Below are 13,806 nucleotides of genomic sequence, written 5' to 3' on the forward strand. Positions count from 1 at the left end.
ATGAACGAATTATCTGAGGCGCATATCCGCTCGGGCAACGTCATGACGGTGGCTGGTGCCATCCCCGCATCCGCGCTCGGTGTCACCCTGATGCACGAGCATATCCTCAATGATTGCCGATGCTGGTGGCACGCCCCCAAAACGCCGGAACGCCAGTATCTGGCCGACTGCTTTGTCTGCATCGAGATCCTATCTGAACTGCGGCAGGACCCCTTCGTCAACAAACACAACATAACACTGGATGACGAGCCTCTGGCGATCGTTGAACTGAAAGACTTCGCCGCCCATGGCGGTCGGACCGTCGTCGAGCCGACATGCCAGGGCATTGGACGAGATCCCCGAGCGCTGCGACGCATCTCCGAGGCGTCGGGTCTCAACATCGTCATGGGTGCTGGCTACTATCTTGGCTCGTCACATCCGGCCAAGGTGGCCGACATGTCGATCGACCAGATCGCCGATGAGATTGTCCATGAGGCGACTGTCGGCGTCGACGGCACCGATATCAAGATCGGGTTGATCGGTGAGATCGGCGTTTCCTCGGAGTTCACCGCTGAGGAAGAAAAATCACTGCGGGCAGCAGCGCGGGCGCAAAGGCGCACGGGGCTGCCGTTGATGGTGCATCTTCCTGGCTGGTTCCGCCTTGGGCACAAGGTGCTTGATATCGTCGAAGAGGAGGGGGCAGAGCTCCGTCATACCGTGCTTTGCCACATGAACCCCTCACATGACGATCTTACTTACCAGCAGGAGCTCGCGATCCGTGGAGCCTTCCTGGAATACGACATGATCGGCATGGATTTCTTCTATGCCGACCAGCAGGTCCAGTGCCCGAGCGACGAGGAAGCGGCGCGCGCCATCGTCAAGCTGGTCGAGAGGGGGCTCATCGACCGTATCCTGCTCTCCCACGATGTCTTCGTGAAGATGATGCTGACCCGCTATGGCGGCAATGGATACGCATACATCCTCAAGCATTTCCTGCCGCGACTGAAGCGTCACGGCCTGAGCGATCGCCAGCTCGAGATCCTCATGCGTGACAATCCAAGATCGGTCTTCGAGGCGACGGCCTGATCGACAGACGACAAACCATGGAAGATAAGATGACAAAAAAAGTTCTACTCGTCGGTGAAAGCTGGGTCAGTTCGGCCACCCATTACAAGGGTTTTGACCAGTTTGGCAGCGTGACGTTCCATCTCGGCGCAGAGCCGCTGGTCAAAGCGCTTGAGGGCAGTGAGTTTGATCTGACCTATATGACTGCCCATGATGCCGTGGAGAAATTCCCCTTCGAAATGGAGGGACTGGACGCCTACGACGTGATCATCCTATCGGACATCGGCGCCAACTCCTTGTTGCTCCCACCAGCGGTGTGGCTGCATTCCAAGACCGTGCCGAACAGGCTGAAGCTGATCAAGGCATGGGTTGAAAAAGGCGGTGGCCTGTTGATGGTCGGCGGCTATTTTTCGTTCCAGGGTATCGACGGCAAGGCCCGTTGGCGTCGGACCCCCGTCGAAGACGTCCTACCGGTGACGTGCCTACCCTATGACGATCGTGTCGAGATCCCGGAGGGAACGGGTGCCGTCATCGTCAAGGCCGACCATCCAACGGTGGCGGGTATGGAGGGCGAGTGGCCCGTACTTCTCGGCGTCAACGAGGTTGAAGTGCGTGACCGTGCCGATGTCGAGGTGATCGCTCGTCTCCCTGAAGAGCAGGGCAGCCATGCTCTGCTGGTCACGGGCAAATTCGGCAAGGGAAGAAGCGCTGCCTGGACATCTGACATCGGTCCCCACTGGCTGTCGCCCGCATTTTGCGAATGGGAGGGCTATGGCCGACTTTGGAAGAACATCCTGGGTTGGCTCAGCGAAAAGGGTTGAGGCAATTGCGGTTCATCCAAGCGGGTCTCAACACGCCAGGATGGACCGCATTTCTTCGCTGGTCGGGAAGGCTGAACGCGTGCCGCGGCGGCTGACGGTCAAAGCCGAAGCTGCTGCCGCATGGCTGATGGCGCGTTTGTCAAGTTCGACGCCGCGCAAGGCTGCCGAAGCCAGAGCCACGGCCATGAAGGTGTCGCCAGCGCCGGTGGTGTCGATGGCCCTGGCGGAAACAGCCGGGATGGTCGCAATCGGTTCACTTTGGCTTGCCAGCAGCGCCCCATCCCCCCCAAGCGTCAGCACGACGTGGCGGACGCCCGACTGGAGCAGCCATTCGGTCGCAGCGTCATTTGAAGAACCAGTGAGGCTCTCTGCTTCGCCCCGGTTCAAGAATGCGATGTCGATCAGTGGCCAGAACGCCCCGAAATACGGCCTGAGCGGCGAGGGGTTGAAGGCGGTGACAAGTTTACGACGGCGGGCTTCCTGCAGCAGACCAAAGGTGGTCGCCTCGCTGAGGTTGCCCTGCAGGACTAAAAGGTCGCCAGCGGTGGCACCGTCGAGGGCAGCGATGGCTTCTTCTGGCGCCAATGAGCCTGCTGAATCGGTGGTAGTCACGATGGCGTTTTCGCCGTCCGGGGTTGTGAAGATGATGGAAAAGTCGCTGGAGCGACCGGCCAAGGTGATGAGCTTGGTCTCGACTGGCTCTAGCGCCAGCTGATTGCGAATGGTCTGGGCGCGGAAATCCTCGCCCACGGCTGAGACCAGGATGGTGGGCAGACCCGTGCGGCCCATGACCACCGCTTGGTTTGCACCTTTGCCGCCAAGGTCACGCGTTTCTTCGCGACCGAGGATGGAAGCCCCGGCTTCCGGCATGGTCGAAACGGAAATGGTTTCGTCGACAGCGACGTTACCGATCACATGAGCACGAACACTGACAGGCATTGCTGGCCTTCGGAAGGAAATGAAAATGCAGACGATTTCGGATAACAATTCAAGCGCCATAAGGGAAATATTCGGCACTGACAAGGCGCTGATCGGGATGATCCATTGCGCGCCCTTTCCAGGCGCCCCGCGCTATCGGGGAACATCAGTCGACGCAATCTACGATGTCGCGATGCGCGATGCTGAAGCCTTGATCGAAGGCGGCCTGCACGGTCTGATCATCGAAAATCACGGCGATATCCCTTTCTCGAAGCCTGAAGATATCGGACCTGAAACATCCGCCTTCATGTCTGTTGTCGCCGATCGTATCGGCCGTGCAACGGGCGTGCCAATGGGGATCAATGTGCTGGCCAACGCGCCGATCCCGGCTTTCGCGATTGCCATGGCCGGTGGGGCGCGCTTCATTCGCGTCAACCAATGGGCAAATGCCTATGTGGCGAATGAAGGCTTCATGGAGGGGCGCGCCGCCGAAGCGATGCGTTATCGTTCGGCCTTGCGTGCCGAACATATCAAGGTCTTTGCAGACAGCCACGTCAAACACGGGGCTCACGCCATTACCGCCGATCGCAGCATCGAGGAATTGACCCGTGACCTCGCTTTCTTTGACGCTGATGTCATCATCGCAACCGGCCAGCGGACCGGCAATTCTGCGACTGTCGAGGAGATCGAAACCATTGGTGCTGCAACCCATCTGCCTCTTCTGGTCGGATCCGGTGTCACCAAGGACAATATCCTCGAAATCCTGAAGCGAACAAATGGTGTGATCGTCGCCTCCTCGCTGAAAGAAGGTGGCGTCTGGTGGAACCCGGTCGAACCAGCACGGGTCAAGGCTTTCGTCGAGGCTGCACGCCCGGGGCTGGAGGCCTGATTATGGCAGAGACGCTTTCTGAGCAGATCCTGCGTGAAAACGCTGAAGTCCTCGAAGAGATGCTCGGGCATCGCTTTGTCGATGACATCAAGGCTGACCGTCTCCCAAAGGACGTGTTCGAGCGCTACCTCGTCTTTGAAGGCGCCTTTGTCGATACCGCGATCTCTATCTTTGCGTTCGCGACAGCCAAGGCCGAAACAATGGCTCAAAAGCGCTGGCTGGTCGCCGTCCTCGATGCGCTCGCCAATCAGCAGATTGTCTATTTCGAAAAGACGTTCGCAGCGCGGGGTATCGATCCTCGCGACTTCAACCTCTCGGTGGCAGAGGTGGCGAATTTTCGGGATGGCATGCTTTCGATCGCGCGCGACGGTGGTTATCTCGATACGGTTGCGGCGATGTTTGCTGCCGAATGGATGTACTGGACATGGTCTAAGCAGGCGGCACAACTTGAGATCAGCGATCCCTTGCTGAAGGAGTGGGTGGACCTGCATGCCCATCCGGATTTTGCGGCTCAAGCCCTCTGGCTGAAAGCTGAGCTGGATAGAGCAGGGGATGACATGAGTGCCTCCGAGCGGTCACGTCTGAGTGGCGTTTTCGGTCGGGCCCAGTCGCTCGAGATCGCGTTCCACGACGCACTTTACCTCTGAGGGAACCCGTCATGCTCACCATCAACGGCAATCGTCTCAACTCTCGCCTTCAAGCCTTTGCCGCCATTGGTGAAACCGCGAAAGGCGGCGTCAATCGCCAGGCTTTGACGGACGGCGACCGAAGCGCCCGGCGAATGCTCGCTGAGCTTGCCTGGGCCCGGGGGTTTCGGGTGTTCCAGGACCCTATGGCCAACCTCTTCGTCTGGCGCAACGGCCGCGACGAGGCACTTCCTCCTTTGCTGATCGGTAGCCATCTCGACAGCCAACCAGCGGGTGGCCGCTTCGATGGCGCATTGGGCACTCTGTCTGCGTTTGAGGTCCTGGAAAGTCTGGAAGATGCAGGGACGGCGACCGAGCGCGCCGTTGCCGTGGTATCCTGGACGAACGAGGAGGGATGCCGTTTCTCGCCAGGCTGTATGGGATCCATGGCGTTTTTTGAAGGCGCGATCCCGCCCACGTGGCAGGACAAGGTCGCAACGGATGGTGCAGCATTCACAGGAGAGCTGGCTCTCACAATCGAAAGCCTGCCGGAGGCAGCCATGCTGCCGCTCGGATTTCCGGTTCATGCCTATCTCGAAGTCCATATCGAGCAAGGGCCGTCATTGGAGGCAGCTGGGATTCCGATCGGTGTCGTGAAAGGCATCCAGGGAACACGGTGGCTGGATGTGACGGTTACGGGCCAGACGGCTCATGCCGGCACGACAGGTCTCGCCTGGCGTCGCGACCCACTTCGCGCTTTGACCGCTGCGCTGTCGAGCCTCTACGCAGCCGTTATGCCAGGCGATCCGGACGCCCGTTTCACCATTGGTCGGATTTCCGCAGAGCCAGGGTCGGTCAATGCTATCCCCGAGGAGGTTCGCTGTACGGTCGATATGCGTCATCCCGATCCAGGGCGGCTGGATGAGATCGAGGAGCTTGTGAAATCGCGGATCGGCCAGGAGGCGGAGCGGCAGGGCTGTAGCGTTCAGATCACACGGTCCTTCGATATGCCCCCTTGTGCATTCTCTCAAACACTATGTGAAGTGATCGAAGAAGCAGCGACCGCCTGCAAGGTCGAGAGTGTGCGGATGTTATCTGGGGCGTTTCACGATGCGCTGTTTGTCAATCGCGTCGCGCCAGCCGGGATGATCTTTGTTCCGTGTCGCGATGGGCTTAGCCACAACGAGGCAGAATATGTCGAGCCGTCGGATGTTGTCACCGGCTGCCAGGTGCTGGCGCAGGCGACACTGGAGTTGGCGCGCGGGGGCGGGATGGCTGTCGTCGATGGTTAGTTTGTGATGTTCTCGGTTTGGTGGACTGAGGGGATGCGGTAATGCTCATGGTTCTGTTCGTTAGCCGCCCTTTGTGCAACGCGATGCAAATTATCATGCGCGTTCGCCCTTTTTTTCCGAGATTAACGTGTTGTGCGTCGTTCTAAGAGTATAAATTTATATAGCTGATATATTCTGGCGATAATCGGAATGAATAGATATTATTTTCGATAAGGGTTAGTTATCGGCGGTAAGCCACCGCGGCGCGTTTGTGAGAAGTGCAGAGCATTATTGTGTATATAGCTCTCGCTTAACGAATAATTTAATATAAATTCAATGTCTTACGATCTCGCCAAATTGCCCATCCCGAGCCTGCTGCGGCCGATCTCCGAGGCCGCCGTCGCGCTTGCCCGTCTCGATGAGCGCATCGCCCGCTCTCCGGTCGGCGAGGGCTTTCTTGAGCGCTCGCATTTTCTCGAGGCGCATGCCTCGCTGTGGGTTGATGGAGAACTCGTCCATCTCGAGGACCTTGTCCTGCATGACGCGCTTCGAGACATCCGCGCACCCACCCACGAACTCACCATCGCCCGCGACATCCTGAAAACCCGCCGTCGCATCGCCGCCCATCCCCCGGCCTGGGCGCTCTCTGGTCAAGGCCTCGCCTCTCTCCGCGGGCAGGCGTTGCCTGCAGCATCATCGGGTAACGACGGGAAGGGTTTGCCGGATGGGAATGTTGAGGTCAGCGACACTCGGGCTGGGGTAGCGGAGGCCGACGGTCTGAGTGATGCGTTTGCCGCGATCGATGCGGTGCTCGCCCGGTCGGAGGCCGCGATCGAAGAGGCGAAGAAGCCGGGGCGCACCAAAAACGCTACCGAAAAGGATCCATTTGTCTACGATCTCGACTGGGATGAGGACGAGCGGCTGGAGGAGTGGCAAGCCGTCCTTGCCCGGGCCCAGGATCTTCCACCGGTCTGCCAAGCAATCGTGGCCCTCGGGAACGAGATCGCCGTGCTCCAGCATGCACCCTGGCTCGGTCGACTGCTGGCCGCCTCGGTCCTGCGCGAGGGCGGCGTTACCACAAGCATCCATCTCGCGGCGATCAATCTCGGGCTGAAAGCCATCCCCGTCGATCGGCGTCGGCATCGTGATCGCGAGACGCGGTTGCTAGCCATATCACGGGCGCTGACGATTGCCGCCGAGACGGGGCTGAAGGAGCATGACCGGCTGGTGCTGGCGCGGCAGATGATGATGCGCAAACTGGAGGGACGGCGGACGTCATCCAGGCTGCCGGAGCTTGTTGAGCTTGTCATGGCGCGGCCGCTGATCTCCGCCGGCATGGTGGCAAAGACGCTCGAGGTGACGCCGCAAGGAGCGCGGCGGATCGTTCAGGAACTCGGTCTTCGCGAGATGACGGGCAGGGGGAGGTTTCGAGCGTGGGGGATCCTGTAGTTTTGGTTTCCATGCGCAACGCCGGTTGGGCGCATTTCTCCCTGGAAACCAACGCTTTGACAGCGGCGCGCAAGTTTAGGGCTACCTATACGCCGGTCTTCAACTCCCGCGGTAAAGTCTATAAGGTCATCAAGGTCGCGACGGACATCAGCCCGCGCATGCGCGCGGTCAAGATCATCGGCCAGGCGATCAAGCGTTTGGCAGACGGGGATCTTACCCTCCGCCTTACTGAAGTCCTCGACCCTGTCCTCGAAAACACTAGGTTGGATGTCAACACGGCCGCCCAGGCGTTGGACGAAACCATGGCGGGGATCGTGGCTGCGGCACAGGCTCTGTCGGAGAACGCCGCGGTTATCAGCCACGTCTCTGAGAGCATCGCCTCCAATGGTGAGCGTCAGGCCGCCACCGCGGAGGAGACGTCAGCCGCGCTTGAAGAGATCAATTCGACGGTCAAGGATACGACGAGCAGAACGCTTGCCACCACGCGCCTCGTCAGTGAGACCCGTTCGAATGCTGAGGCGTCCGGTCTTGTCGTCGGCCAGGCAACTGCCGCGATGGGCGAAATCGCCGGCTCCTCACGCGAGATCGAAAACATCATCGGTGTAATCGACGAAATCGCCCTCCAGACCAACCTCTTGGCACTGAATGCCGGCGTCGAGGCGGCCCGCGCCGGAGAGGCCGGGAAGGGGTTCGCCGTTGTGGCACAGGAAGTGCGTGACCTCGCCCAGCGCTCGGCAAGTGCGGCCAAGGACATCAAGGGCCTGATCGCAAGATCGGCGGAGGCAGTCCGCCATGGCGTCGCGATCTCTATTGCGGCCCGCGACCAGGCCCAAGGCATTGGCGAGATCAACGGCTCGATCGGGATGCTCGACAAGGTGACGCCACAGAGTGCTGCCACTGTCGAGGAAGCCAGTGCCGCTGCAGCCTCGCTCGCTGACGGCGCCCGCGACCTCTACGGCCTCGTATCTCGCTTCAAGACCTCGCTCGGAAAGGGTGCCACAGCAACCCATAGTATGGGCGGGGCCGCGTGAAAGCTAATCAAATGCTTTCGTCGGACTTGGCGCGCGTGGCGACTGCACACATTTCCAAGCTGCCGGTAATGTTCCATGAAAAAACCGTTGTCAGACGGCTATCGCCATTCTCCTTATCGAAGTTTGCCATTTGTCCGACGTTTCCTTTACGGAAATGATTTCCGCTTTGCGCCTTTATTGTTGCCGTTTGGCTGAAATAGAACGGTACCGTATAGCGGACCATCCTGCCTACCTTTGCGAAGCGTCGTTAAGCGCTTAGGGGCCAGTCCAATGCGGCGGTAAGCCAGATTAAGTCCGCAGGTTCCTTCTTGAGGACCACTCCGTGGAGCTCTTCGATCTTCATCTTTTCGCTGACCTCGGCCGTGTATCCAGCAGTAGTCCCTGCTCAGACGTGCTCAGACGTGCTGCCGCGAATGAATGAAGGTGAGAAAACTGCGAATACGGCTTGACCTTCCCACACTGGAAACGACCATTTCTATCTTCGCCTGAAAATCGAAAGGAGGCGAAGTGTGGAGTATTATGTAGAACGAATGACCTGTTCCGGATGTGCCCGGAGTGTGACCAAAGCGATCCTATCAATCGACCAGACCGCAGAGATCTCAGCCGATCCGGCGAAGCGTAAACTTGTGGTGCAGACATCTGCAGCGCCAGGAGATATCGAAGCTGTGCTAGCAGAAGCGGGTTACCCTTCATCCCGACGGCCTGAGTGAAATCCATCTTGCAGCAGCTCTTCGTGGTCTTATTGCAGCGCCATAGTTGTGGCGAGAGTTGTGATCGTCCCGGCGCTGAAGGCGCCGGACTTTGACCAATTCATAGTTGCAGCAGTTGCTCAAGCCGAATGTGGCCCGGATTCACTACCGCAACGACCGCTCTGGTGAATCACATTGAAAAAAAAAGAGTGGCGGGCGACAGCCTCGAAGCTGTTCGCCACTCTTCCCGCCAAAGAGAGATCTCCGCGTCCGAGATTAAGCCATCGGCCGAGCGATATGCTGCGCCAACTCTGTAGGCCTTTTCTGGAGGCGAGGCGGAGGCGGGCAGGGTAATCACACATCCATGCCCCAAATTCCCCTAAAGAGCGCTTGACCTCGCCAGTGTGGGAAGGTGCACGCTTGCTCAAGTTTGACTGACATCAATCCGCGACGGCGGGAATCCGGCTAATGTGGCTTCATCAAGTGAGAGACGGCGATGAGCAATGACTTGAAGCTTCGGATATGGACCATGGCGGTCTTCGCCGCACTGGCGATAAGCCTTCTATTCGCCTCTACTGCCTCGCATGCTGGTCCCCAATCCTGTTCGACTCATGTCGCTCATGCCCACCAAGCCAGTCACAAGAAAACGGAAGATTTGGCGGCATCAGGTTCGTTGGCCGAGGCATGTTGCGCTAATGACTGCATGCTCTGTGTCGCATATTCATCCCTAGTGCTCTACAGCCCGGAAGGGTTCGGGCGTAGACCGATCTACCTTGAACCGCCGTCTCGACTGCATGGCCAGCTTCCCGTTCCAGGACGTCATCCCCCTCGATCTGCTGCCTGACAAACGCGCTTAATGCGCGATCTTCCTGTCAACAGCATGGTCGTCACAACGACCGGATCGAGAGAAACATCATGTATCGCAGAGACTTTCTGAAAACACTCGCCATGGGTTCCGTGGCCCTGTCCCCCCTCGGGCATGCCTGGGCATACTCCCCAACACAAACCAGCGAGCTTGTGATCGGCAAACGGACCCTGGACGTCCACGGCAAGGCTGCCTCCGTCTTCGGACTGACCGACAAGGCCGGGAAAGCCGGGCTGGTCCTCAACGCGCCCTTGGACTTCGACGTTCTTCTTCGCAACGAAAGCGACGAGGAGACGCTCATCCACTGGCATGGGCTTACGCCGCCTTGGGAGTTGGACGGGGTGCCAGGCAATCCGGCTGCACTGCTTCCGCCTAAGGAAAGCCGGGCCTACAAGTTTCCCTTGCGGAGAGGCGGCACCCATTGGATGCATGCCCACACTCTGCAGGAGCAGAACCTGCTCGCGGCACCCCTGATCATCCGAACCGCCGAGGATCTTGCCCGCGACGAGCAAGAGGTCATCGTGCTCCTGCATGATTTCTCCTTCAAGTCGCCCGAGGAACTGCTTTCCGACCTTCAGAGCGGTGGCGGTCATGCCATGCCTTCTAGACACGGAGATATGTCCTCCATGATGAACATGCATGGTGGCCATCAGATGGGCTCGGCTGAAACTTCGGCCGCGCCTCACACGATGATGGGCATGGACCTGAACGACATCGAATATGACGCCTATCTCGCCAATGACCGGACGCTCGATGACCCCGAGATCGTCAAGGTAGAACGGGGCGGCCGCATCAGGCTTCGCATCATCAATGGCGCAACGGCAACCGCCTTCACGATCGATACGGGCGAACTCGAGGGCGAGCTGATCGCTGTCGACGGGATGGACGTCGTTCCGGTCCGCGGCCGACAGTTCCCCTTGTCGATGGGCCAGCGGGCCGACATCCGTGTGGCCTTGCCGGCTGCCGACGGGGCATATCTTATACTGGCTTTGCGGGAAGGGGCCGTTGAGCGCACTGGCGTGATCCTCGCCACGGCCTCCGCACGAGTGGGAAAGCTTGAAACCACCGCGGCAGCCAAGGGACCGGTTCTTGACCTTTCGCTCGAGCAAAGCCTTCAAGGCCTGACACCTCTGGCACGGCGCGCTGTTGATCGGCAGTTTGCGCTGATGCTGGGCGGTGATATGGCAACCTATCGCTGGTCCATCGATACCGACGGCCCGATCGAAGTCAGCAGCGGACAGCGCATTCGGATTTCCATGCACAACATGTCGATGATGGCGCATCCGATGCATCTGCATGGCCATCATTTCCAGGTCACGTCAATCAACGGCAAGGCTGTTTCCGGAGCCATGCGGGACACTGTGATGCTGCCGCCCATGGCGCAGGTGTCGATCGAGTTCGACGCGGATAATCCAGGCCGCTGGCCGCTGCATTGCCATCATCTCTATCATATGGCGACAGGCATGATGACATTCGTCGACTATGTCCAGCAGGGCTGAAGGAGGGCGAGATGAACAACGCAAATAACGCGCATCACCACCATCACGGACATTCACACGATCCGGCAGTTTCTTCATCCAAGCCTGGTGGTCCGGGTGTGGTCAAAGCGTCGATCTACACCTGCCCCATGCATCCCCAAATCCGCCAAACGGAACCCGGCAATTGCCCCATCTGCGGAATGGCGCTTGAGCCGGAAGTGGCGAACTTGGAAACGGGTCCAAGTCCAGAACTGGCGGACATGACCAGACGGTTTTGGATTGGCCTAGTCCTCAGCGTCCCGGTGATCGCCTTGGAAATGGGTGGCCATCTCGCGAACCTCCACATGATACTGGGGCCACAGACGTCGAACTGGCTGCAGTTGGTGCTCGCGACACCTGTTGTCCTCTGGGCGGGCTGGCCCTTCTTCGAACGCGGCTGGAAATCCTTGGAGACGCGCCGCCTGAACATGTTCACCCTGATCTCGATGGGAACGGGTGCTGCGTGGATTTACAGCGTTGTCGCGACCGTTACGCCTGGACTGTTTCCGGTCACGTTCCGCGCAGAGGGAGGTTCGGTCGCCGTCTATTTCGAGGCTGCTGCCGTCATCACGGTCCTGGTCCTGCTTGGTCAGGTTCTGGAGCTGAGGGCGCGCGAACAGACGGGCGGTGCCATCCGCGCGCTTCTCGATCTGGCACCGAAGACCGCACGGCGCGTGCGCGCCGATGGTATAGATGAGGATGTCGGTCTCGACGCCGTGGCTGTTGGCGACCGCCTGCGGGTTCGACCGGGAGAGAAGGTGCCACTTGATGGCTTGCTTCTGGAGGGCCGAAGCTCCGTCGACGAATCCATGATTACGGGCGAATCGATGCCCGTCACCAAGGATGTCGGGTCGAAGCTGATCGGCGGGACCATGAACCAGACCGGTGGTTTCGTCATGGAGGCTGGCAAGGTCGGGAGCGACACCATGCTCTCACAGATCGTCCGCATGGTCGCAGAGGCCCAACGCTCGCGCGCGCCCATCCAGCGCCTCGCCGATGAAGTCTCGGGCTGGTTCGTTCCGGTAGTCATCGGGGTGGCACTCGTCGCGTTCGCTGTCTGGATGATCTATGGGCCGGAGCCTCGTTTCGCCCACGCCCTAGTGGCGGCCGTTGCCGTTCTTATCATTGCCTGCCCCTGTGCCCTGGGGCTGGCAACACCAATGTCGATCATGGTCGGCGTCGGTCGCGGAGCAAGTCTTGGCGTGTTGATCAAGAACGCCGAGGCCCTGGAGCGCTTCGAGAAGGTCGATACGCTTGTCGTCGACAAGACAGGCACTTTGACGGAGGGGCGACCCGAGGTGACAGCGATCGCCGCGGTCGCAGGCATATCAGAATCCGAATTGCTGCGGCTCGCGGCCACAGTCGAGCGTTCAAGCGAACATCCGCTGGCACTGGCAATCGTCAATGCGGCCAACAACCGTGGCATCGTTCTGGGAGATGCTACCGACTTTGACAGTCCTGTGGGCAAAGGCGCGACGGGCGTGGTCGAAGGCAAGCGGCTGATCCTCGGCAGCCACCGCATCATGGAGGAAGAAGGTGTCGACGTTACCGCGATGACTGCGAAGGCAGAAGAGCTTCGTAATGACGGCGCAACGGTCATCTTCACTGCTATTGATGGCCGCTTGGCAGGTCTCTTTGCCATTGCCGATCCCATCAAGGCGACGACACCGGATGCGGTGAAGGCGCTCATCGAAGACGGTATTCGCGTCGTCATGCTGACGGGCGATAACAAGACGACCGCTCTTGCCGTAGCACGCCGCCTCGGCATCTCGGAGGTGGAAGCGGAAGTCCTGCCTGAGGACAAGAGCAAGATCGTCTCGCGGCTGCGCAGTGAAGGCAGGATTGTTGCCATGGCGGGCGACGGTGTGAATGATGCTCCTGCACTGGCCGCAGCAGATGTGGGTGTTGCCATGGGAACAGGAACCGACGTTGCCATCGAAAGCGCAGGCGTCACTCTCCTGAAGGGTGACCTGCAGGGGATTGTCCGGGCACGGCAGATGAGCCGAGCAACGATGAGCAACATCCGGCAGAACCTCTTCTTCGCCTTCATCTACAATGCGGCAGGCGTACCCGTCGCGGCGGGCGTCCTTTATCCCATCTTCGGTCTGTTGCTCTCACCGATCATCGCGGCGGCGGCAATGGCATTGTCTTCGGTCAGTGTTATCGCCAACTCTCTCAGGTTGAGGAGCATGAAGATATGACAGCCAACCGCACGCTCCTGCTGAAGGGCGCATCCCTGGCCCTGATCCTGGTGTTCTACATCCTTCGTCAGCACTGGGTGCACGTTCTGGGCTACGTCACCTACCTGGTCCTGTTGGCCTGCCCGCTGATGCACCTGTTTCATCGACATGGCGGTCACGGCCACAAGGATCATCGGCCGTGACCTACCAGCGGTCGGCATCGAGCACTGTAGCCTTGTCGGCATTGGCCGAACAGGTCTTCGAGTTGCTCGACAATCCGGCTGTCCTCGGTGCGCACATGGAAGAGCCCTCAGTCATGAGGCTGGGGACTTCCATGACGTACCAAGTCGACAACGCGGAGGGACGTGCCGTCGGCTCTGTCTTCAAAATGACGGGGCTGATACTCGGCCGGGCGCTCTCCGTGGAGGCAGTCGTGACGGAACGGCATCCTCCGCTCTCAAAGACGTGGGAGACGCGCGGAACGGTGCGTCTCCCACATCATCGGT

Annotated in this window: 13 protein-coding genes; 11 read left to right on the forward strand and 2 right to left on the reverse strand. The window is 59.6% G+C overall.

Annotated features, from left to right (window positions below; all coding sequences use genetic code 11):
- Nucleotides 1-1,065, forward strand: a complete 1,065-nt coding sequence (locus tag BSY240_RS00335; protein WP_069041021.1) for a phosphotriesterase family protein — start codon at nucleotides 1-3, stop codon at nucleotides 1,063-1,065.
- A gap of 29 nt (nucleotides 1,066-1,094) precedes the next feature.
- A complete protein-coding gene (locus BSY240_RS00340) occupies nucleotides 1,095-1,865 on the forward strand; it encodes a glutamine amidotransferase (RefSeq protein ID WP_069041022.1) in 771 nt (256 codons plus the stop codon).
- Between the two features lie 27 nt (nucleotides 1,866-1,892).
- Here the strand turns inward: BSY240_RS00340 and BSY240_RS00345 are convergent, their stop codons facing one another.
- On the reverse strand, nucleotides 1,893-2,804 hold the full coding sequence (locus tag BSY240_RS00345; RefSeq protein WP_069041023.1) for a PfkB family carbohydrate kinase: 912 nt from the start codon (nucleotides 2,802-2,804) through the stop codon (nucleotides 1,893-1,895).
- A gap of 25 nt (nucleotides 2,805-2,829) precedes the next feature.
- Between BSY240_RS00345 and BSY240_RS00350 the strand changes: the two genes are divergently transcribed.
- The 5 genes from BSY240_RS00350 (at nucleotide 2,830) to BSY240_RS00370 (ending at nucleotide 8,049) form a co-directional block, all read left to right on the forward strand.
- The gene (locus tag BSY240_RS00350; RefSeq protein ID WP_069041024.1) at nucleotides 2,830-3,672 is read left to right on the forward strand and encodes a BtpA/SgcQ family protein; all 843 of its coding nucleotides are present in this window, start codon (nucleotides 2,830-2,832) and stop codon (nucleotides 3,670-3,672) included.
- Nucleotides 3,672-4,319, forward strand: a complete 648-nt coding sequence (locus tag BSY240_RS00355) for a TenA family protein (RefSeq protein ID WP_171901606.1) — start codon at nucleotides 3,672-3,674, stop codon at nucleotides 4,317-4,319. Before BSY240_RS00350 ends, BSY240_RS00355 begins: the two co-directional genes overlap by 1 nt.
- Before the next feature lie 11 nt (nucleotides 4,320-4,330).
- On the forward strand, nucleotides 4,331-5,590 hold the full coding sequence (locus tag BSY240_RS00360; RefSeq protein WP_069041026.1) for a Zn-dependent hydrolase: 1,260 nt from the start codon (nucleotides 4,331-4,333) through the stop codon (nucleotides 5,588-5,590).
- Between the two features lie 315 nt (nucleotides 5,591-5,905).
- Entirely contained in the window at nucleotides 5,906-7,018 is a 1,113-nt protein-coding gene (locus BSY240_RS00365; protein WP_069041027.1) for an RHE_PE00001 family protein, read from the forward strand.
- Nucleotides 7,003-8,049, forward strand: coding sequence for a methyl-accepting chemotaxis protein (locus BSY240_RS00370; RefSeq protein WP_236759295.1), 1,047 nt, complete (start codon nucleotides 7,003-7,005; stop codon nucleotides 8,047-8,049). The genes BSY240_RS00365 and BSY240_RS00370 overlap by 16 nt, the downstream gene beginning before the upstream one ends.
- Nucleotides 8,050-8,056: 7 nt before the next feature.
- On the opposite strand, the gene BSY240_RS23870 is transcribed toward BSY240_RS00370, so the two are convergent.
- Nucleotides 8,057-8,272 carry a hypothetical protein gene (locus tag BSY240_RS23870; RefSeq protein ID WP_150127359.1) on the reverse strand — a complete coding sequence of 72 codons (216 nt, stop codon included), beginning with the start codon at nucleotides 8,270-8,272 and terminating at the stop codon, nucleotides 8,057-8,059.
- Between the two features lie 307 nt (nucleotides 8,273-8,579).
- On the opposite strand from BSY240_RS23870, the gene BSY240_RS23545 reads away from it, so the two are divergent.
- The 4 genes from BSY240_RS23545 to BSY240_RS00385 all read left to right on the forward strand — a co-directional run bounded on the left by BSY240_RS23545 (nucleotide 8,580) and on the right by BSY240_RS00385 (nucleotide 13,503).
- Entirely contained in the window at nucleotides 8,580-8,759 is a 180-nt protein-coding gene (locus BSY240_RS23545; RefSeq protein ID WP_335622546.1) for a heavy-metal-associated domain-containing protein, read from the forward strand.
- An 894-nt stretch (nucleotides 8,760-9,653) separates the two neighbouring features.
- On the forward strand, nucleotides 9,654-11,102 hold the full coding sequence (locus tag BSY240_RS00375; RefSeq protein ID WP_069041028.1) for a multicopper oxidase family protein: 1,449 nt from the start codon (nucleotides 9,654-9,656) through the stop codon (nucleotides 11,100-11,102).
- A gap of 11 nt (nucleotides 11,103-11,113) precedes the next feature.
- Nucleotides 11,114-13,321 carry a copper-transporting P-type ATPase gene (locus BSY240_RS00380; RefSeq protein ID WP_083229522.1) on the forward strand — a complete coding sequence of 736 codons (2,208 nt, stop codon included), beginning with the start codon at nucleotides 11,114-11,116 and terminating at the stop codon, nucleotides 13,319-13,321.
- On the forward strand, nucleotides 13,318-13,503 hold the full coding sequence (locus BSY240_RS00385; RefSeq protein WP_069041029.1) for a DUF2933 domain-containing protein: 186 nt from the start codon (nucleotides 13,318-13,320) through the stop codon (nucleotides 13,501-13,503). Before BSY240_RS00380 ends, BSY240_RS00385 begins: the two co-directional genes overlap by 4 nt.
- Nucleotides 13,504-13,806: the final 303 nt, after the last annotated feature.

Origin of the sequence: Agrobacterium sp. RAC06 (assembly GCF_001713475.1) — a bacterium.
In the GTDB taxonomy this organism is placed as follows: Bacteria; Pseudomonadota; Alphaproteobacteria; order Rhizobiales; family Rhizobiaceae; genus Allorhizobium.

Bases quoted from the DNA above. Each gene is read 5' to 3' on its own strand.
- BSY240_RS00335 (WP_069041021.1), top strand. From the start codon at position 1: ATGAACGAATTATCTGAGGCGCATATCCGCTCGGGCAACGTCATGACG.
- BSY240_RS00340 (WP_069041022.1), top strand. From the start codon at position 1,095: ATGACAAAAAAAGTTCTACTCGTCGGTGAAAGCTGGGTCAGTTCGGCC.
- BSY240_RS00345 (WP_069041023.1), bottom strand. From the start codon at position 2,804: ATGCCTGTCAGTGTTCGTGCTCATGTGATCGGTAACGTCGCTGTCGAC.
- BSY240_RS00350 (WP_069041024.1), top strand. From the start codon at position 2,830: ATGCAGACGATTTCGGATAACAATTCAAGCGCCATAAGGGAAATATTC.
- BSY240_RS00360 (WP_069041026.1), top strand. From the start codon at position 4,331: ATGCTCACCATCAACGGCAATCGTCTCAACTCTCGCCTTCAAGCCTTT.
- BSY240_RS00365 (WP_069041027.1), top strand. From the start codon at position 5,906: ATGTCTTACGATCTCGCCAAATTGCCCATCCCGAGCCTGCTGCGGCCG.
- BSY240_RS23870 (WP_150127359.1), bottom strand. From the start codon at position 8,272: ATGGTCCGCTATACGGTACCGTTCTATTTCAGCCAAACGGCAACAATA.
- BSY240_RS23545 (WP_335622546.1), top strand. From the start codon at position 8,580: ATGACCTGTTCCGGATGTGCCCGGAGTGTGACCAAAGCGATCCTATCA.
- BSY240_RS00375 (WP_069041028.1), top strand. From the start codon at position 9,654: ATGTATCGCAGAGACTTTCTGAAAACACTCGCCATGGGTTCCGTGGCC.
- BSY240_RS00380 (WP_083229522.1), top strand. From the start codon at position 11,114: ATGAACAACGCAAATAACGCGCATCACCACCATCACGGACATTCACAC.
- BSY240_RS00385 (WP_069041029.1), top strand. From the start codon at position 13,318: ATGACAGCCAACCGCACGCTCCTGCTGAAGGGCGCATCCCTGGCCCTG.